This is a genomic window from Pseudomonas sp. UBA3149 (assembly GCF_002364655.1).
Classification (GTDB): domain Bacteria; phylum Pseudomonadota; class Gammaproteobacteria; order Pseudomonadales; family Pseudomonadaceae; genus Chryseomonas; species Chryseomonas luteola.
This window is the reverse complement of record NZ_DEYV01000010.1, coordinates 563,906-582,852: the sequence shown is the minus strand read 5'-3', so window position 1 is coordinate 582,852 and position 18,947 is coordinate 563,906. Positions and strand designations below refer to the sequence as shown.

Genomic DNA, 18,947 nt, shown 5'->3' with positions numbered 1-18,947 from the left:
CCAGAGTGTTCAAGCCCTTGGGCACGCCTGGTTCAACGCGGAGCTTTAATGCGCAAGTTTGTATTTCTATTCATCATCTGCATCTTCGCTGCAGTCGCAGGCTGGATAGCCCAACGGCCGACCTTTCATTATTTATCGGATTTGCGAAGCGAGCTGGCAATCAATGCAGGCGAAGCCAAGGGCCACGGCAACCTGCTGGCGATTCAGCCGGAGCTGTTTGCACTCGACTACCAGACCCCTGAGCGTCTGCGACTGAAGCTTGAAGGCTACCTCGCCAAAGCCCAGCGCGAGGGATTGCTCAATGACAAGACGATTGTGGTATTCCCCGAGCATATTGGAACAGGGCTTATGCTTACTGGCGAGAAACCTATCGTTTACAACACTGCCCAGCTAAACGAAGCTCGCCAGTGGCTAGCCCTCAGCAACCCCGTCAAGTTCACCCGTGCCTGGCTTGCATCAAAAAGCGATCAGCGATTCGATGAAGCCCTGCTGAGAATGAAAGCCTGGGATATGGCAGGAAATTATCAGATCCTGTTTGGCGGGCTGGCTCGCCAGTTTTCGGTTACTGTTGTGGCGGGCTCGATCGTTCTACCCTCTCCACGCATGAAGGAAGGCCTGTTACGGGTTGGCACAGGCAAGCTCTACAACACCTGCGTAGTGTTTGATCCAACGGGCCATCCACTGGCAAAACCGTATCGCAGCCCCTGGCTATCCGGCAAAGAACATCCTGGCATCACGCCACAAGTCATCGAAACTGCTGCCGGTAAGCTAGGCGTCATCCTAGGCAGCGACTCAATTGACATGCAGGCGAACGTAAAGACGGACCTTTTGGTCATACCCGCCCTGAGCGAGCGCAGCACGCTGGACATACGCCAGGCACTTCAGGCTACCGGGGCGCATGCTGGCGTTCAGGTGTTTGCCAGCGGTCAAGCATGGGGGCTTCGCTCAACGCCTCAGAGCAAGCTTATGCTCAAGGAGCAACCGATTCTCACGCCACTCGATACCCCACAGGGCGGCGCCAAGTTGCTAAACCTCTGGCTATGAATCGAAAGCGCCTGCGCCTGGGTGATTTATCAGTAGGATTTGTCCACGCCCTGGCCAACGCGGTACGTGCCAGAGGCCACGATCCAACGACGCTGTTGCTCCGCTTCGGCATTGATGACTCGACGTTTGCAACACCAAATGCACGCCTGTCCATTCCCCGATACATGCGACTGGGACATGCTGCCATTCAACTTACCCAGGAGCCTGCTCTAGGACTGGATATCGGCCAGCAGAGCCTGCCTGTCCATCTGGGCCTTGCCGGCATAGCCAGCCTGCATGCACCAACACTGGGAGACGCCGCTCGTACGCTGCTGGATTATGAATTGTTGTACGGCAGCAATTACCGTGGACAGTCTCGCTTCACTCGCCAAGACAGCCATGCCTGGATGCATTTCTACTCCATCAGTCCTTACAACGATTACAACCGATTCGTGGTAGACCAAGTACTGTCTGGATGGATCGCAATGCTAGGAAACATCACAGGTAATCCTGTAAGGCCAACCAGGGTCCTGATCGAATATCCCCGCCCCTCCTGCACGGCATCTTACGACGAACGCTTTGGCTGCATGGTGGAGTTCGGTGCAGAAACCAATGCAATCATGCTTGATGCCAAGACGTTGGCCTTTCCAGGTCTTAGTTATTTTCCAGGCACCTGGAAAGCGCTTCTGGACATCTGCAGAACTGAGCTGCAGCAGATTACACGGCAACACAGTCTAACCGAGCGTATCGTATCTATACTCGGCCCTCTGCTAAAAAACGGAGAGCCTTCGCTTGAAGAAATTGCAAAGCGTCTACAGATGCCTGCCTGGACACTGCGACGAAAGCTGGCAGATGAGGGAACACGTTATCTGGATATTTTGAACGATACGCGTCGAGAGCTTGCTATAAGCTATATTCGCGATACAGATTTAAGCTTTGGAGAAGTGGCGTACGTGCTTGGCTTTGCCTCTGCCGCTGCGTTTCAGCGAGCGTTCAAGCGTTGGACACTCCTGACTCCAGGAGATTTCCGCAAAGCTATTCGCAAGGAAGGTTAAGCGTTTATGTTTGCAGTAGTGCTTGCTCACTAAACCTGACAGTTAACGAAGCAAGCTTTTGAGATAATCATCCAAATGGCATGTCATGCTTCGAGTTGCTCGGAGATGGCACAAGGATGTTAATGAGAGCAAAGATAAAATGGCGCAGCGGACGGGACTCGAACCCGCGACCCCCGGCGTGACAGGCCGGTATTCTAACCGACTGAACTACCGCTGCGCGTCGGTCGGGCTAACGCCCGGAAGAATCAAGAGGTCACCCTCTTGGATGGCGCGCATTTTGCGCATACCTCTTTGATCCGTCAAGATTTATTTATCATTTAATCCAAATAAATCATTTTCTTGGTCATTCCACCGTCAACGGTAAATTCCTGACCGGTAACAAATTCAGCTTCCTCTGATGCAAGCCAGGCTACCAGCGCTGCCACATCTTCTACGGTGCCTACCCTTCCTACCGGATGCTGCTCATGATCCAGCTCCGTCAACGGCTCAGCCTGTTGCTGAGAAAGATCCCGGGAATCAATCCAGCCAGGGCTGACAGCGTTCACACGAATATCTGGCCCAAGGCTCATGGCCAGCGCATGGGTAAGTGCAACAAGACCTCCTTTGCTGGCAGCATAGGCTTCGGTGGATATTTCTGACTGCTGCGCGCGCGTCGATGCCACATTGACGATGGAACCACGATTGGCACGAAGATAGGGAGCGGCATACTTGGCTGTCAGCATAGCGCCCGTCAGATTAACCGATAGCACCTGATTCCAGCGTGCCAATGTCAGTGTTTCCAACGGCTCGTTATGGGGGTCGGAGAGGCCGGCATTATTCACCAGAAGGTCAAATCGGCCAAACTGACCCACCACCTCGGCAATGACGGCCTCCACCTGACTTTCGTTCGCCACGTCCATTTCCATGAACCAGGCACGATCGCCAAGCGCTTCCACCACACGCGTCCCACGGCTACGGTCGATATCAGCCAGAACCACCTGCCATCCTTCGGTAATGAGCCAAGCCGAGACACCCAGCCCAATACCACGCGCCGCCCCTGTAACCAGCGCTACCTTGCTACCGGTCAACATTTGATATGCCTCATTCACAACGCTGCTATACCTCGAGCCAAATCGGTCTTGATGTCCTCAATGTCTTCCAGCCCAACGGCAATGCGAATCAAGCTGTCGCTGATGCCCGCATTGGCCCGCTCAGCCGGCGATAAACGACCATGAGACGTGGTAGCAGGATGAGCAATGGTCGTTTTGGTGTCGCCCAAATTAGTGGTTATGGAGATCATGCGCGTAGCATCAATGACACGCCATGCGGCCTCTTTGCCACCTGCCACCTCGAAGCTGACCACGGCACCAAAGCCGCTCTGCTGGCGCTTGGCGAGTTCATGCTGTGGATGACTTTCCAAGCCAGCGTAAAACACTCGCTCAACATCGGGCTGCGCTTCCAACCAGCGCGCCAGCTGCAGTGCTGACTGACTGTGCGCCTGCATGCGAATCTTCAGCGTTTCAAGTCCCTTGAGGAACAGCCATGCATTGAAAGGACTCAGCGTGGGGCCTGCTGTACGCAAAAAGCCCACCAGCTCCTTCATGTGCTCGGCACGTCCTGCGACCACACCACCCATGCTACGACCCTGTCCGTCGATATACTTGGTTGCTGAATGCACCACGATATCAGCGCCCAACGCCAACGGCTGCTGCAGTACGGGCGTACAGAAACAGTTATCGACCGCCAAAAGCGCACCCTGGGCATGGGCTACTTCAGCGAGCGCTGCGATGTCGACCAACTCGGCAAGCGGGTTAGAAGGTGACTCGACAAAGAAAAGCCTGGTGTTCGGCTTGCAGGCACCACGCCATGCCTCGATATCTGATAACGGCGGATAATCCACCTCAACACCAAAACGCTTGAGGTACTTCTCGAACAGGCTAATGGTGGAGCCAAACACGCTGCGCGAGACCAGCACGTGATCACCTGCACTGCACAGACTCATCACCAACGCCAGAATGGCCGACATACCGGAAGCGGTAGCTACCGCCTGCTCTGCCCCTTCAAGCGCTGCAATTCGCGTTTCAAAGGTCCGTACCGTAGGGTTGGTGTAACGCGAGTAAACGTTACCCGGTACTTCGCCAGCGAAACGTTTGGCCGCATCGGCTGCACTTCGGAAGACATAACTCGATGTCAAAAACAGCGCTTCACCATGCTCACCCTCAGGCGAGCGGTTGTAGCCTGCGCGAACGGCAAGGGTATCGAAACCTACACCGTCCAGGTCGCTATCAAGCCGCCCGGCGTCCCAGTCATGACTCATGCAAAAGCTCCTCAGTCGTTGTACAGGTCGATGATGGCATGCACCGCATGTGACGTGGTTTTAGCAGCATCATTACGGGCCTGCTCGATATTGAGCAGGTATGCCTCATCGACATCGCCTGTAATGTACTGGCCATCAAACACTGCGCAGTCGAAGTTTTCGATACTTGGATTGCCACCACGAACGGCATCGACCAGATCATTGAGATCCTGATAGATGAGCCAATCCGTACCGATCAGGCGCGCAACGTCTTCTGTAGAGCGACCGTGTGCGATCAGCTCATGGACGCTGGGCATATCGATACCATAGACATTGGGATACCGCACCGCAGGCGCCGCTGAACAGAAATATACATTCTTTGCGCCAGCTTCACGGGCCATCTGAATAATCTGCTTGCAGGTAGTACCCCGAACGATGGAGTCATCAACCAGCATGACATTCTTGCCTCGAAACTCCAGCTCAATGGCGTTCAGCTTCTGGCGAACCGACTTCTTACGCGCAGCCTGCCCCGGCATGATAAACGTGCGGCCGATATAGCGATTCTTGACGAAGCCTTCACGAAATTTGACGCCCAGGTGATTCGCCAGCTCCAGTGCTGCAGTGCGGCTTGTATCCGGAATGGGAATAACTACATCGATATCATGATCAGGGCGTTCCCGCTGAATCTTCTCAGCCAGTTTTTCACCCATGCGCAACCGCGCCTTGTACACAGAAATACCATCGATAATGGAGTCCGGACGAGCCAGGTAAACATGCTCGAAAATGCACGGCGCATATTTGGGATTTGCCGCGCACTGGCGCGTGAACAAGCGACCGTCTTCAGTAATGTAAACCGCCTCGCCAGGAGCCAGGTCACGAATGAGGGTGAACCCCAGGACATTCAGCGATACGCTTTCCGAGGCGATCATGTACTCGACGCCCTTTTCGGTATGACGCTGCCCAAACACGATTGGCCGAATGGCATGGGGGTCCCGGAAACCTACCATGCCATACCCGGTTATCATGGCGATAACGGCATACCCTCCCCGGCACCGCTCATGTACGCCAGAGACGGCAGCAAACACATCATCTTCAGTGGGTTGCAGCTTGTTACGCACTGCCAGCTCATGTGCAAAAACATTGAGCAGCACTTCCGAGTCGGAATTGGTGTTTACGTGACGCAAATCCGACTCATAGATCTCTTGAGAGAGCTGAGCCACATTGGTCAGGTTACCATTATGCGCCAGTGTAATACCGTAGGGTGAATTGACGTAAAACGGCTGGGCCTCAGCAGAGGATGAACTGCCGGCAGTGGGATAACGGACGTGGCCGATACCGATATTGCCAACTAGACGCTGCATATGTCGCTGTTGAAACACATCCCGAACCAGCCCGTTGTCCTTACGCAGATAGAGCTTTCCGTCCAGGCTGGTCACTATGCCAGCTGCATCCTGACCACGATGTTGTAGGACGGTGAGCGCGTCATACAACGCCTGGTTGACGTTTGATTTGCCCACAATGCCAACGATGCCACACATGTGACGGAACCCCACTGTTAAGACTAGTTCGATTGGATGCGTGAACGCATCGTTTACTTGGCAATACCACCCAGCTCATTAAGCGTGTGCGGCACGGCTGCCTGAGTCATCCAGTTCCCTGCAAACCCCAACATGAAGTTCTTGGACCAGTCAGCCACCAAAAGAAAATGGGGAAGCAATACGGATTGCTGCCACCAGGGATCCTGCTGTACTGGAGCCAGGCTCAGCAGCCCTACCAGTACCACGATCAACAAGCCGCCACGTGCGGCCCCGAAAGCCATTCCGAGAAAACGGTCAGTACCTGAAAGCCCGGTGACCCGAATCAGCTCTCCCAACAGGAAATTGACCAGAGCACCGACCATCAACGTAGCAATGAATAGCAGCGCGCATGCAGCAATGATACGCCCTGAAGGAATCTGGATATAGTCGTTGAAGTATTGAGACAGCGCACCGCCGAACAGCCATGCTACAGCACCTGCCACTATCCATGTCAGCAATGAAAGCGCTTCCTTTACAAAGCCACGCTTCAAGCTAATCAAACTGGAAACAGCGATAACGCCAATGATCGCCCAATCCGCCCAGGTGAAGCCCACGGTGAGACCCACAACTAAAAAAGGCCCTGCATATTAGCAGAGCCTTTCGATTTGGTTAACCGCGTTCCGGCTGGAAACGCACTACAAAGCCATTTACCTTTTGCTGACGGCTTAACTGGTCACGTAAGCGGTCTGCCTCCCCTCGGTCAACGACAGGACCTACAAACACGCGATTCATCCCATCCACACTGCGTACATATGCATTGTAACCCTGACTGCGCAGCGTGTTTTGCAGCTCATTTGCACGAGCCTTGTTAGACAGGCTGGCTAATTGCACGGACCAGCTTACAGGCAGATCGTTGTTGTCCAGCCGCTTCTCCAGCTGAGCGGCGGGCGCTGGCTGCGTAGACGGCGCCGCCGCTGGTGCAGCCTTGGCCTGGGGTGCCTGCGCTACAGCAGGTGCGCTGGCCTGAGAGGCAGGAGCAGTGGGTTGTGAAGATTGAGCAACTGGCGCATCAGCGTTGGAAATCTCCGGCACGGATGCAATTGGCGCACTGGGTAACGAAGCTGCATTTTCAGGCTTGTCCGGTATCACCTCTGGCGTTTCTACCGGCTTTACAGCTACTTCAGGCATTGCAGGGGCCTGGGGTCGAGGTGCCGGCTCTACAACCACCTGGCGGGTCTCATCCTGACGAGTAAAAAGCATTGGTATGAATACAATGGCCAGGGCAACCAGCACCAAGGCACCAACGATACGCTGCTTGAGCACTCGATCCATTTTTTATTCCCCTTGTGCTTGGCTATGCAACCAGCCTAGCGCCTCTGCCACGCTGTAGAAAGAACCCAATACGATGATTTCATCGTCTTCCGTAGCCATTTCAGCCGCTGCACTTAATGCATTTCTTATAGTGTCGTGACAATGCACGGCCTGCCCCTGATTGCGCAACGCAGCATGTAGCTCTTGCGCAGAACGGCTCCGAGGCGTTGGCAGCTCAGCCACAAACCATTCGCCGATCACTGCAAGCAGTGGTGTAATAACGCCGTGCAAATCCTTGTCAGAAAGCAGGCCAAATACAGCCAGGCGACGCCCACTGGGTTTGCGTACAGATAATCGCCGAGCCAAATACTCTGCTGCGTGGGGGTTATGCCCCACATCCAGAAGCAAGTGAATTTGCTTGTTATCGATACTTACCTGACGGCGATCCAGCCGCCCTACTACGGCTGTGTCCAAAAGAGCCTGGACTATCCTTTCAGGCACCCACTCGATATCTAGCAACGCATACGCCTGCAAAGCCAGCGCAGCGTTTTCCATAGGAAGATCAAGGAAAGGGATGCCGGGCAATGTCAACACCTCGCCATCAGCGGCTACGCCCTTCCAAAACCAACTATGGGACTCCATAAGAAGATCAAAGTCTTTACCCCGGCAAAACAGCGGAGCATTCAGACGCTCCGCCTGCTCCAGCAGTGGAACAGGCGGATCAAGGTCGCCACAGAGGGCAGGTTTTCCCGAACGAAAAATACCCGCCTTTTCAAACGCAACGCTTTCTCGCGTGTTACCGAGCCATTCGGCGTGATCCAACCCAATGCTGGTGACAAGTGCCAAGTCAGCGTCGACCAGATTAACTGCGTCCAGGCGACCGCCAAGCCCAACCTCGAGAATGACCGCATCGAGCTCCGCACGCGCGAACAGCCAGAAGGCAGCAAGCGTGCCCATTTCAAAATACGTTAGCGAGGTGTCTTGACGTGCCGCCTCAACGGCAGCAAATGCCTCACATAACGTCTGATCGTCTACGTCCTGCCCATCAATGGAGACACGCTCGTTATAGCGCAACAGATGCGGCGAACTGTAAACCCCGACACGCAACCCCGAGGCACGTAACAGTCGAGCCAGGAACGCACATGTCGATCCCTTGCCGTTTGTTCCTGTAACCGTAACGACTCGAGGCGCCAGACGCCCCAGCGCAAGTGCCTGAGCCACCTTGCGCGAGCGGTCCAACCCCATGTCAATGGCAGTGGGATGCAGTTGTTCGAGGTAACTCAGCCAATCGGCCAGGGACTTGTTGTTCATCAGGCCGCCGGGCTAGGAACGTTCTGCAGGGTAGCCAGCAACTTGGAGAGACGACTACGCAGCTCAGCGCGCGGCACAATGATATCCACCGCACCATGCTCAAGCAGGAACTCACTGCGCTGGAAACCTTCCGGAAGCTTTTCACGCACAGTCTGTTCAATGACGCGAGGGCCTGCAAATCCGATAAGTGCCTTGGGCTCAGCAACAATCACATCACCCAACATGGCAAGACTTGCCGAAACACCGCCATATACAGGGTCTGTCAAGACGGAGATAAAAGGAATCCCCTCTTCACGCAAGCGCGCCAATACTGCAGATGTCTTGCCCATCTGCATCAGCGATATCAGCGCTTCCTGCATACGAGCCCCACCCGACGCCGAAAAACAGACCAGCGGACAACGCTGTTCCAGAGCCACATTGGCGGCGCGTACAAAGCGCTCACCCACGACCGCGCCCATGGAACCGCCCATGAACGAAAACTCAAATGCGCAGGCCGCCACCGGCATACCCATCAGCGAGCCCTTCATGGCAATCAGGGCATCTTTTTCACCAGTCTCCTTTTGAGCGGCCGTCAGACGATCCTTATATTTCTTACTGTCGCGAAATTTCAGGCGATCAACAGGCTCCAGCTCAGCGCCAAGCTCCTCGCGCCCGTCCGCATCCAAAAAGATGTCCAGACGACGACGAGCATTGATGCGCATGTGATGACCACACTTCATGCAGACATCCAGATTCTTTTCCAGCTCCGGGCGGTAAAGCACCGACTCGCAAGAAGGACACTTGTGCCAAAGCCCTTCAGGTACAGAACTGCGTTTCACTTCGGAACGCATGATCGAAGGAATCAGTTTATCTACCAGCCAATTGCTCATGCATTACTCTCCACTTGCATGGGCTCGCATGTATCAAGTCCTGAGCTCGACACACAATCCCTGAGCGAATTATGAATTGATGGTGAACGGAGATTGAACAGCATGTCCAACTCAACGCCACCAGGCTCCACCCTAACGGGCTAGCCCAACCTAAACTCTGCTAGTAATTATCAAGCAGAAAAATCATTGATGACCCGAAACGGTTCGGGCCCGACTTAGCCTGTTGACGGTCTTAATTCAATTGCCGTCACATGGCCTCAGTTGATCCTTTTAATCCTAACCACGCCGTACGGCATCAACGAATGCACGAACCTTTTCGTGATCCTTTATACCCTTGGTTGACTCTACCCCGCCGCTGACATCAACAGCGTAAGGACGCACTCTGGCAATGGCATCGGCTACATTTTCAATCCCAAGCCCACCTGCCAGCACGATAGGCTTGGATAATCCCTGCGGTATTTGCGCCCAGTCAAATGCCTGCCCTGTTCCACCGGGAACACCTTGAACATAGGTATCTAGCAAGATGGCATTTGCACTGGCGTATTCCTGACAACGAGCAGCAATGTCTTCACCCGGCTTCATACGCAGCGCTTTCATGTAGGGCCGACGATACCGCGCACAATCGGCTGCCGTCTCCTCACCATGAAACTGCAACAGATCAAGCGGCAAGGCATCCAGTGTTTCGTCAATCTCACAGCGGGACGCATCGACGAAAAGCCCTACCGTTGTCACGAATGGAGGCAAAGCAGAAATGATGCGCTTGGCCTGGGGGATCGATACGGAACGAGGGCTTTTCCTATAAAAGACGAGCCCGATAGCATCGGCGCCAGCATGAGCGGCGGCCAATGCATCCTCGACGCATGTGATTCCACAGATTTTCACACGGACCGCTGACACGTCTTTTTACCCGGACTGAAAAATCAGACGATGGTATCAGAAGGCGGAGGCTTAGTCAGTTCGCCATATCAGGGAGAGCCGACAGGAAATGCGGCCCCAGGTAGCGCTCAGGCAAATCAAACTCTTCAGGGTATTCGACCCTGACCAGATAAAGCCCATAGGGATGCGCCGTCACGCCTCCCGCTTTACGATCGCAGGCGTCCAGCACTTGGGCAGCCCACTCGACAGGCCGCTCGCCTGCACCGATCGTCATCAATACGCCTGCTATGTTCCGCACCATATGGTGCAAGAAAGCATTGGCCCTGATATCGAGCACAATAAAGCAGCCGAACACCTGCACATGCAGATGATGAACAGTCTTGATGGGAGATTTGGCCTGGCACTGTTGCGCACGGAACGATGTAAAATCATGCGTCCCAACCAAAAGGGCCGCAGCACTTCGCATTCGCTCAACATCTAGCGGACGGTGATTCCAGGTAACTTGCTCGGCCAGATGAGCAGGTCGAATAGGATCGTTGTAAATCACGTAGCGGTATCGACGCGCGACGGCTGAAAAACGCGCATTAAAATGATGAGGCATGGGCTTAGCCCACGCTACGCTAATATCTTTAGGCAGGTTGGCATTTGCCCCTAGCACCCAGGCATGAAGCGGACGGTCAATCGCCGTATCAAAATGTACGACCTGACCGCTGGCATGCACAGCCGCATCGGTACGACCCGCACAGGAAACCGTCACAGGCTGAGCTGCCACCCGGCTCAATGCTTTCTCAAGGGCTTCCTGCACGGATATCACACCAGCCTGCTGCCTTTGCCAGCCGCGGTAGCGAGCCCCCATGTACTCTACACCAAGGGCTATTCTTGAAACGCCAACGGCAGCCTCCTCGGCTGCCGCTGTGTTAACACTTTCAGTCATATTCAACTCAATTGGGCCAACATCTCGCGAGCCTCATTACGCTGGGCATCACTACCTTCGGCCAGAATCTCATCAAGGATATCTCTAGCCCCATCCGCGTCGCCCATATCGATATAGGCTCGAGCCAGATCAAGCTTGGTTGCCGTCTCATCTTCACCCGAAAGGAAGTCGAAATCGTCATCAAGACCTGAACCACTCTCTGCAGAAAAACCGCCGAAGTCAGTACTGGCTTCGTCTTTGCGCTTCTCAGCTACAGTCTCTTCCCTCAGATCAGGACTGCTCTGCTCCAGGTCAGCATTGGCGCGCTGAAGCTCAGCTTCGAAGCTGTGTGCTTGTGGGTCAGCCGCTTCAGGCGTTTCACGCTCAGCAATAGGCTCTGGCTCTGCTCCTGGCTCGTCAATGGAAAGATCGAAGTCATCCGACAGATCATTCACGTCCGAAGGCTTCGTTTCATTATCTGGCAGATCGAGACTGAAGTCATCCTCAGGAGCATGAACCGCAGGCTCGCTAAAGGCCATCGGCTCAGCGTTGCGATCCGACTCGTCCAGATCCAGAGAGAACTCGTCATTTAACGCCGTATGCTCGGGTGCTACCGGACGCTCCGAATCACTCGACAGATCGAAGTCAAAGTCAAAATCGTCATCCTTGGCAGTCTGAGCAGTGGTTTCTTCTGCGGTAAAATCGAATGTATTCGTATCTTCGCGCACCACCGCTGGCTCTTCAGTGTCATCCAGCTTGAAGTCATCGAAATTCAGATCGAAATCGTCATCGAGCTTCTCAGTAGTCTCGGGCTCATCAAGGCGATGCTCCTCGGACTCACTGACCTCGTGCGCAGCAGCCAGCGCTGCCGCACCCAAGACTGTTGCAGCCGCCGCGGCAGCCATGGCAGGGTAACGGGACTTGAGCTGCTCGACTTCCGGCTGGGATCCACCAATTTCACGCAACTCATTTTCCTGGCGAATGAAGCCCTCACGGTCGCCCATCTCGGCATACACTTCCATGAGTTTCAAACGCAAGTCAGCGCGATGCGGCTCCTCATCACTGGCTTTCTGCAGAACATCAGCAGCCTGATTGAAGCGCCCATAGGCCATATAGATATCAGCCTGACCTAGCGCGTCAGACGGCTGCTTGGCATCGGTGTTCTGATTATCCAGATTGCTTTCGGACAGGTCACTTATATCCAAGCCGTCCAGACTGCTTTCATGAATATCGGGATCGACACGATAGGCACCAATGGACTGCTCCTCTTCCAAGGCGGCCTCACGCTCGGCTTCACGCATGGCGTTGCGGCGAGAGATGACCATCAGAAGAACCAGCAGCGCCAACAGCGCACTGCCACCAATTACACCCAACCAGAGGGTGTTTCCAAATATCTGATCAAGGAAACTGGCGGGCTCTTCGGCAACAGGTTCAACAGGCTGAGCCGGAGCTGCAGTGGCGGGCATGGCAGGCGTAGTAGCCGAAGGCGCCGCGGGTGTTTCGGCCGGCACTTCTGGAGCACTGGCCGAATCGGGTGCAGTATCCTCTGGCGTAGCGGGAGGCGCTGCTTCAGCCTGTTCAGGCGCGCTTTGATCAGCCGTAGGTTGAGCAGGCTCACCCTCTGGCGTTGTGGCCGGCGGAGTGATTACCGGAGCCGACGCCTCAGGGGATTCTGGAGCAACACCCTGATTGGCAGCCGAAGCCTGCAGCTGAGCTAGCTGGGCATCCTTGAGTTGCATCAGCTTTTGCAACTTGTCCAGCTGACTTTGCAAATCGCTCATGCGACTCTTGAGTTCTTCGTTTTCGCGACGAGTCGAATCCAGACTTTCTTGCGTCACGGCCAGCTTGTCTGCCAGCGCCTGGTTATTACCGCTATTTCCCTGGTCGCTACCAGAGGCTGATTTGCCCTGCTGACCGGAAAGCAGGCGCAGATTGTCCTGCTGCTCGGCCGCCCCCGGTGCACTCTCCGGGCCTTGCCTGTTGGTAGCATCAAGTTGTCGAGGCGAACCTGGCACGTTGGCGGCATCAGCGGCCTGCAGACCACCACGCCAGGCTCGGTTCTGAGCAGCCACTTCTTCCAATGCTTGGCGCTGGGAACGCACTCTGATCTGCTCATCATTGGGGAGACGAAGAACCTGCCCACTCTTCATCAAATTGATGTTATTGCTCAAAAACGCACTAGGGTTACGATCCTGGATAGCCAGCATCATCTGGTGTACAGAGACGTTGTCGTTGGGACGAGTACGGTCTGCCACTTCCCACAGGGTATCTTTCGGGCTGGTCGTGTACTCACCATTCATGGTGACAGGCACACCCGCTGCACCTGAAGGTACCGGGGTTGCCGCTGGACGCGCAGGTCTTGATGGTGCAGGCGCCGTAACAGGCGCTACGGGTGCTGCCGCCGTTTGAGGCGTGTAAAGCGGTGGGTCCAGTAGAACGGTGTACTCGCGAAGCACGCGACCGCTTGGCCAGCTCACTTCCAGCAGGAAGTTCAAGTAGGGCTCACGTACCGGCTTGGATGACGTAATACGAATAACACTACGCCCGTCCGCTCGGACTTCAGGCGTAAATTTAAGATCGGTCAGAAAATAGTTTCTATCGACGCCGGCTTTACTGAAGTCTTCAGGGGAAGCCAGAACGGGGCGCAATTCTTCTGCTGAAAGGTCGCGAACATCCTTGAGGTCAATGACCGCATTGAATGGCTGATTCAGTGATGAATTCAGATGAATATCACCGAGGCCAAGGCCATACGTCGCTCCTGACGCAAAGGCGGATGCCGCCGCGATTGCTAGCACTAATTTTCGAACCCGAACCATAGCTTTCCCTTATGATTTCTGTCGGCAGCAGATTTGCTTACCTAGGTACCGTTCAAGATGACCGGCCAGTTTGAACGGTACGCCTAGCCAATTATTTACTGATAAGTCTGCCCTAACTTAAATCAGTATCTTTTACAGATAATGTTTTATCAATAATTCAGCCGTTTGCACGGCATTAAGCGCAGCCGCCTTTCGAACATTATCTGAAACGATCCACATTTCAATCAGATGTGGATCTTCAGGATTATGTCTGACGCGCCCAATCAATATTTCATCACGTCCGATCGCATCATCCACGACCGTTGGATATTCTTCTGCATCAAACAATTCCAAGCCTTCATGCTTAGAATAGGCCAAATTCAGATCTTTTATAGCCAAAATATCACGTGTTTTAACGGTTACCGAAAGACTATCGCCAAAGAACACTGGCACTTGAATACAACTGACCGCCAATGTTCCGAGACTGTCGCCCAACACTTCTTTACACTCGCCCATGACTCTATGCTCAATTGCAGTATAGCCATCTGACTGTGGTTCACCGGTCTGTGCTAGCACATTGAATGCCAACTGCTTGCCAAATACCTTTGGTTCCAGTGGACGCGCATTTAGCAGCTCGGTTGTTTGCCGCGCCAACTCTCGAACACCGGCCCTACCCCGACTAGAGGCAGCGAGACAAGCGGTAACAGTTGCCTGCTCAATAGCACTTTGATGGCAAATGGGAGCCAGTGTACTAATGAGTACTGCGGCAGGTGCACTCGGCACTGACAGCAGACAAGGCCCTTGCTGCTGGCCAATGAGTTCGCTGCTGACGTCCGGCATCACACGCGGCGAACGTAAGCTATCCAAAGAGCCAGTCAGGTCAATAACCGAACATCCCGCCTCGAACGCTTTTTCTGCCAACGTCCCGGCCGATACCGTATCAGCTGCCATAAAGGCCAGTTGAGCCTTGCCAAAATCAAAGTCATCAGCTGCCGTTATGCGCAGGTTTCTGCCGCGAAAGGCAATAGACTGACCAACAGAGTCAGCTGACGCTACCAAATAAAGGTGGACGAGCGGGAAATCACGCTCCTCCAGCAATGTCACGATAGCTTCGCCAACGTTGCCTGTTGCACCAACGACAACGACCGAAAGGGATGTGTTCATGTGCAGGGGCCCAGAATGAAAAAAGGCGGCACTGTAGCGGCCGCCTTTAAGACTTTCAATTGCCGTGAATCATGGAGAAGCATGATCTCAACGGAATGAGGAGTAATACATCAACGCTCAAGCAAAATACGCAGCATACGGCGCAGCGGCTCAGCCGCTCCCCATAGCAACTGATCGCCGACAGTGAATGCGCCCAGGTATTGGGAACCCATGTTCAGCTTACGCAGACGACCTACCGGCACGTTAAGCGTGCCTGTTACCGCAGCAGGGGTCAGCTCACGCATGCTGACTTCACGGTGGTTCGGCACCAGCTTGACCCATGGATTGTGCTGACTGATCAAACCTTCGATATCGGAAATCGGCACGTCCTTGTTAAGTTTGAGGGTCAATGCCTGGCTGTGGCAACGCATGGCGCCCACGCGGACACAGATACCATCGACAGGAATCGGGTTTTTGAAGCGGGCCAAGATCTTGTTCGTCTCCGCTTGCGCCTTCCATTCCTCTCGGCTCTGTCCATTAGGCAGCTCCTTGTCGATCCAGGGAATAAGGCTCCCTGCAAGCGGCACACCGAACTGCTCTACCGGGAAAGACTCGCCCCGTAGCGTTTCGGCCACCTTACGATCAATATCCAGAATCGCACTGGCAGGATCTGCCAGATCGTCAGCAACGCTTGCATGCGTCGCACCCATTTGGCGAATCAGCTCACGCATGTTTTGAGCACCGGCACCTGACGCTGCCTGATAGGTCATTGCGCTCATCCACTCAACCAGGCCAGCCTCGAACAGCCCGCCCAGAGACATCAACATCAGGCTAACGGTGCAATTGCCACCGATGTAGTTCTTGGTGCCCTCGTTAAGCGCCTGGTCGATCACTCGACGGTTTACGGGATCCAGAACGATCACGGCATCGTCATGCATACGCAAGGTAGACGCAGCGTCAATCCAGTAACCGTTCCAACCGGCTTCCCGCAGCTTCGGGAAAACTTCGCTGGTGTAATCGCCGCCCTGGCACGTGATGATGACGTCCAGGCCCTTGAGTTCGTCAATGCTGTAGGCATCTTTCAGCGGAGCGATATCTTTTCCAATGGAAGGACCTTCGCCCCCTACATTGGAGGTGGTAAAGAACACCGGCTCGATCAAGTCGAAATCACGTTCATCCAGCATACGCTGCATGAGCACGGATCCCACCATACCGCGCCATCCGATTAAACCTACACGCTTCATTGCTACTGCACCTTTTTTGGAAGTGGCGGCCGGAAGCGCTCCGGCCGGCCGTACAGATTACTCACTTGCGAGCGCCGCGACTACTGCCTCGCCCATTTCGCGAGTACCTACTTTTTGACAGCCCGCTGACCATATATCGCCTGTACGCAAGTTCTGGTCCAGAACACGGCTTACCGCCTGCTCAATCGCCTCAGCGGCCTTTGATTGGTTGAAGCTGTAGCGGAGCATCATGGAAACGGAAAGAATCGTAGCCAACGGGTTGGCAATGCCCTGTCCGGCGATATCCGGCGCCGAACCATGACAGGGCTCGTACATGCCTTTGTTGTTGGCATCCAGCGAAGCGGAAGGCAGCATACCAATCGAACCGGTCAGCATTGAGGCCTCATCCGACAGAATGTCGCCAAACATGTTGTCCGTCACCATCACGTCGAACTGCTTGGGCGCGCGCACCAATTGCATGGCCGCATTATCGACATACATATGACTCAGCTCGACATCCGGATAATCCTTGGCGACCTCTTCCACAACCTCTCGCCATAGCTGACTGGACTCCATGACGTTAGCCTTGTCTACCGAGCAGAGTTTCCTGCCGCGGACACGAGCCATTTCAAAACCGACACGTGCGATCCGGCGAATTTCGCTTTCGCTGTAGGGAAGCGTATTAAAACCCTCACGCTCACCGTTATCGAGCGTGCGGATACCGCGAGGGCCACCAAAGTAGATCCCGCCGGTCAGCTCGCGCACGATCAGGATGTCCAGACCTGACACCACTTCTGGCTTGAGGGTAGAGGCCTCCGCCAATTGCGGATAGAGAATGGCCGGACGCAGATTGGCAAACAGACCTAGCGCAGAACGAATCTTGAGCAAACCCTTTTCAGGACGAATCGCACGATCAAGCTTGTCCCACTTGGGACCACCCACAGCACCCAGCAGAACAGCATCTGCTGCCTGAGCCTTTTCAAGCGTCTCATCAGCCAACGGAACGCCATGCCTGTCGATGGCTGCACCGCCGATCACATCTTCGATCAGCTCGAAATCCAATGCGAACATGTCGTTGACGCGATTCAGAACCTTAACAGCCTCAGCCATGATTTCAGGGCCAATGCCATCGCCTGGCAGAATGAGGATCTGTTTGCTCATTGTTATCTCACTTATCCATGGAAAAGTAGAGGTGGTGCAAGGGCACCACCCAGATCATATAGGCTGGGCCCAAAGTACCATCACATCGACGGTAAAGGAGCCGTCCTTGTCAATTTCGAAATAATGACGGACTTCCTGGCCAATCCGGCCCTGCACTGTGCGTATGGCCTGACGCATGGGCTCAGGCGTATTCATCCGCTCAGCCCACTCCAGGAAGTTCAAGCGCAGCCGCTGGCGAACACAGCGGGTTACTCCCAGACGAGCAACACCCAGCATCTGGAGCCACTCAGCCATGGAGTAGTCTCTGACGTGACTGTTATCACGCAGGATTTCTACGGTCTGAAGATAGGTATCAAGACGGGGGTTGGCAGGCGAGATAACATCTACAAACGCAGCCTGACCATTGAAACGCAGCACACGCCGCACCTCGCTCAGAGCTGAGCCGATGTCACGCCAATGATGCGCGGAATACCGACTAAGAACGAAATCAAAGCTGGCATCCCCAAACGGCAGACGCTCAGCCATCCCGGGTTGCACACTGATATTGTCGATGCCGCGCTCATTGGCCGTACGCTTGACGATGGCCAGCATCTCTTCTGACAGATCCAATGCCACCACCGAGCCCGCCACAGGCGCAATGTTGTAGCTGACATGGCCGGCCCCACACCCGAGATCCAGAACCTTTGCCTGCTCGCGTTTGGCTACCTGTTCCCGCATCTCCTGCAGTTCAGAGCCTTGAGCATGGACGTTACTCCCCAGGTACGACTCAGCCATCGTACCGAATTGGGATTGGACAATTTGTTCGTGATCATCAGCCATGTTGCCTACCTCATGCGTTTTGAAACAACCAGGGATTGGCCTGTTGGTATGTCTTTTCGAATGCCCTGACGGCATCCGCATCCTGCAGGGTCAGACCAATGTCATCCAACCCATTAAGCAAACAGTGCTTGCGGAACGCGTCGATTTCGAAGGGAATGGCTTTGCCATCAGGACGTTTCACAACCTGCGAGGCCAAATCGATTTCAAGGGTATACCCTTCTGTCGACTCAACCTGAGCAAAGAGTTCACTCACTTCCTGTTCTGGCAGGACGATTGGTAATAAACCGTTCTTGAAACTGTTGTTGAAAAAGATGTCAGCAAAACTCGGAGCAATCACAGCGCGAAAGCCGTATCCATCCAACGCCCAGGGCGCGTGTTCACGAGACGATCCACACCCGAAATTCTCCTGTGCCAGAAGGATGCTGGCACCCTGGTAACGGGACTGATTAAGCACGAAATCCGGATTGAGTGGACGCTGGCTATTGTCCTGCCCAGGTTGCCCTACATCCAGATAACGCCACTCATCAAACAGGTTGGGGCCAAAGCCGGTCCGCTTGATAGATTTCAGAAACTGCTTAGGGATGATCTGATCCGTATCGACATTGGCGCGATCCAGTGGAGCAACCAAGCCAGTATGCTGAGTAAATGCCTGCATG

17 protein-coding genes and 1 tRNA gene are annotated in these 18,947 nt (G+C 54.5%); 2 read left to right on the top strand and 16 right to left on the bottom strand.

Annotated elements, in window-relative coordinates; genetic code table 11:
* Positions 1-48: 48 nt before the first annotated feature.
* A complete protein-coding gene (locus B3729_RS08750; RefSeq protein ID WP_010794931.1) occupies positions 49-1,044 on the top strand; it encodes a hypothetical protein in 996 nt (331 codons plus the stop codon).
* The gene (locus B3729_RS08745; RefSeq protein ID WP_010794932.1) at positions 1,041-2,078 is read left to right on the top strand and encodes an AraC family transcriptional regulator; all 1,038 of its coding nucleotides are present in this window, start codon (positions 1,041-1,043) and stop codon (positions 2,076-2,078) included. The genes B3729_RS08750 and B3729_RS08745 overlap by 4 nt, the downstream gene beginning before the upstream one ends.
* A 140-nt stretch (positions 2,079-2,218) precedes the next feature.
* Here the strand turns inward: B3729_RS08745 and B3729_RS08740 are convergent.
* From B3729_RS08740 to leuD, 16 genes are all read right to left on the bottom strand, one after another.
* Positions 2,219-2,295: transfer RNA gene (locus tag B3729_RS08740), tRNA-Asp, on the bottom strand.
* 100 nt (positions 2,296-2,395) lie between these two features.
* The gene (locus tag B3729_RS08735) at positions 2,396-3,148 is read right to left on the bottom strand and encodes an SDR family oxidoreductase (RefSeq protein ID WP_074823866.1); all 753 of its coding nucleotides are present in this window, start codon (positions 3,146-3,148) and stop codon (positions 2,396-2,398) included.
* A 14-nt stretch (positions 3,149-3,162) separates the two neighbouring features.
* Positions 3,163-4,374 (bottom strand): O-succinylhomoserine sulfhydrylase, encoded by a 1,212-nt coding sequence (locus B3729_RS08730; protein WP_286787624.1) that lies wholly within the window; start codon positions 4,372-4,374, stop codon positions 3,163-3,165.
* An 11-nt stretch (positions 4,375-4,385) separates the two neighbouring features.
* On the bottom strand, positions 4,386-5,891 hold the full coding sequence (purF, locus tag B3729_RS08725) for an amidophosphoribosyltransferase (protein WP_010794935.1): 1,506 nt from the start codon (positions 5,889-5,891) through the stop codon (positions 4,386-4,388).
* A gap of 53 nt (positions 5,892-5,944) precedes the next feature.
* Entirely contained in the window at positions 5,945-6,484 is a 540-nt protein-coding gene (locus tag B3729_RS08720) for a CvpA family protein (protein ID WP_197872261.1), read from the bottom strand.
* A 55-nt stretch (positions 6,485-6,539) separates the two neighbouring features.
* On the bottom strand, positions 6,540-7,202 hold the full coding sequence (locus tag B3729_RS08715; RefSeq protein WP_286787623.1) for an SPOR domain-containing protein: 663 nt from the start codon (positions 7,200-7,202) through the stop codon (positions 6,540-6,542).
* A gap of 3 nt (positions 7,203-7,205) precedes the next feature.
* Positions 7,206-8,492 (bottom strand): bifunctional tetrahydrofolate synthase/dihydrofolate synthase, encoded by a 1,287-nt coding sequence (folC, locus tag B3729_RS08710; RefSeq protein WP_125888280.1) that lies wholly within the window; start codon positions 8,490-8,492, stop codon positions 7,206-7,208.
* Positions 8,492-9,361 (bottom strand): acetyl-CoA carboxylase, carboxyltransferase subunit beta, encoded by an 870-nt coding sequence (accD, locus tag B3729_RS08705; RefSeq protein WP_286787622.1) that lies wholly within the window; start codon positions 9,359-9,361, stop codon positions 8,492-8,494. The genes folC and accD overlap by 1 nt, the downstream gene beginning before the upstream one ends.
* Positions 9,362-9,637: 276 nt before the next feature.
* Positions 9,638-10,258 carry a phosphoribosylanthranilate isomerase gene (locus tag B3729_RS08700; RefSeq protein WP_125888279.1) on the bottom strand — a complete coding sequence of 207 codons (621 nt, stop codon included), beginning with the start codon at positions 10,256-10,258 and terminating at the stop codon, positions 9,638-9,640.
* Positions 10,259-10,313: 55 nt separating this feature from the next.
* Entirely contained in the window at positions 10,314-11,171 is an 858-nt protein-coding gene (gene truA, locus B3729_RS08695) for a tRNA pseudouridine(38-40) synthase TruA (RefSeq protein ID WP_122042182.1), read from the bottom strand.
* 2 nt (positions 11,172-11,173) lie between these two features.
* A complete protein-coding gene (locus tag B3729_RS08690; protein ID WP_286787621.1) occupies positions 11,174-13,966 on the bottom strand; it encodes a FimV/HubP family polar landmark protein in 2,793 nt (930 codons plus the stop codon).
* Between the two features lie 132 nt (positions 13,967-14,098).
* A complete protein-coding gene (locus B3729_RS08685) occupies positions 14,099-15,109 on the bottom strand; it encodes an aspartate-semialdehyde dehydrogenase (protein ID WP_286787620.1) in 1,011 nt (336 codons plus the stop codon).
* 110 nt (positions 15,110-15,219) lie between these two features.
* Complete coding sequence (gene asd, locus B3729_RS08680; RefSeq protein WP_010794944.1) at positions 15,220-16,332, bottom strand: aspartate-semialdehyde dehydrogenase; 1,113 nt, start codon at positions 16,330-16,332, stop codon at positions 15,220-15,222.
* Positions 16,333-16,389: 57 nt separating this feature from the next.
* Positions 16,390-17,472: a 3-isopropylmalate dehydrogenase gene (gene leuB, locus B3729_RS08675; protein WP_286787619.1), complete on the bottom strand. Its 1,083-nt coding sequence runs from the start codon at positions 17,470-17,472 to the stop codon at positions 16,390-16,392.
* 54 nt (positions 17,473-17,526) lie between these two features.
* Positions 17,527-18,291 (bottom strand): class I SAM-dependent methyltransferase, encoded by a 765-nt coding sequence (locus tag B3729_RS08670; protein WP_286787618.1) that lies wholly within the window; start codon positions 18,289-18,291, stop codon positions 17,527-17,529.
* 10 nt (positions 18,292-18,301) lie between these two features.
* Positions 18,302-18,946 carry a 3-isopropylmalate dehydratase small subunit gene (gene leuD, locus B3729_RS08665; protein ID WP_286787617.1) on the bottom strand — a complete coding sequence of 215 codons (645 nt, stop codon included), beginning with the start codon at positions 18,944-18,946 and terminating at the stop codon, positions 18,302-18,304.
* Position 18,947: the final 1 nt, after the last annotated feature.

What these genes read in the sequence shown, in the direction of transcription:
- accD (WP_286787622.1), bottom strand. Translation starts at nt 9,361, where the DNA reads ATGAGCAATTGGCTGGTAGATAAACTGATTCCTTCGATCATGCGTTCC.
- leuD (WP_286787617.1), bottom strand. Translation starts at nt 18,946, where the DNA reads ATGCAGGCATTTACTCAGCATACTGGCTTGGTTGCTCCACTGGATCGC.
- B3729_RS08735 (WP_074823866.1), bottom strand. Translation starts at nt 3,148, where the DNA reads ATGTTGACCGGTAGCAAGGTAGCGCTGGTTACAGGGGCGGCGCGTGGT.
- leuB (WP_286787619.1), bottom strand. Translation starts at nt 17,472, where the DNA reads ATGAGCAAACAGATCCTCATTCTGCCAGGCGATGGCATTGGCCCTGAA.
- purF (WP_010794935.1), bottom strand. Translation starts at nt 5,891, where the DNA reads ATGTGTGGCATCGTTGGCATTGTGGGCAAATCAAACGTCAACCAGGCG.
- B3729_RS08745 (WP_010794932.1), top strand. Translation starts at nt 1,041, where the DNA reads ATGAATCGAAAGCGCCTGCGCCTGGGTGATTTATCAGTAGGATTTGTC.
- B3729_RS08670 (WP_286787618.1), bottom strand. Translation starts at nt 18,291, where the DNA reads ATGGCTGATGATCACGAACAAATTGTCCAATCCCAATTCGGTACGATG.
- B3729_RS08685 (WP_286787620.1), bottom strand. Translation starts at nt 15,109, where the DNA reads ATGAACACATCCCTTTCGGTCGTTGTCGTTGGTGCAACAGGCAACGTT.
- B3729_RS08750 (WP_010794931.1), top strand. Translation starts at nt 49, where the DNA reads ATGCGCAAGTTTGTATTTCTATTCATCATCTGCATCTTCGCTGCAGTC.
- B3729_RS08690 (WP_286787621.1), bottom strand. Translation starts at nt 13,966, where the DNA reads ATGGTTCGGGTTCGAAAATTAGTGCTAGCAATCGCGGCGGCATCCGCC.
- truA (WP_122042182.1), bottom strand. Translation starts at nt 11,171, where the DNA reads ATGACTGAAAGTGTTAACACAGCGGCAGCCGAGGAGGCTGCCGTTGGC.
- B3729_RS08715 (WP_286787623.1), bottom strand. Translation starts at nt 7,202, where the DNA reads ATGGATCGAGTGCTCAAGCAGCGTATCGTTGGTGCCTTGGTGCTGGTT.
- B3729_RS08730 (WP_286787624.1), bottom strand. Translation starts at nt 4,374, where the DNA reads ATGAGTCATGACTGGGACGCCGGGCGGCTTGATAGCGACCTGGACGGT.
- folC (WP_125888280.1), bottom strand. Translation starts at nt 8,492, where the DNA reads ATGAACAACAAGTCCCTGGCCGATTGGCTGAGTTACCTCGAACAACTG.
- asd (WP_010794944.1), bottom strand. Translation starts at nt 16,332, where the DNA reads ATGAAGCGTGTAGGTTTAATCGGATGGCGCGGTATGGTGGGATCCGTG.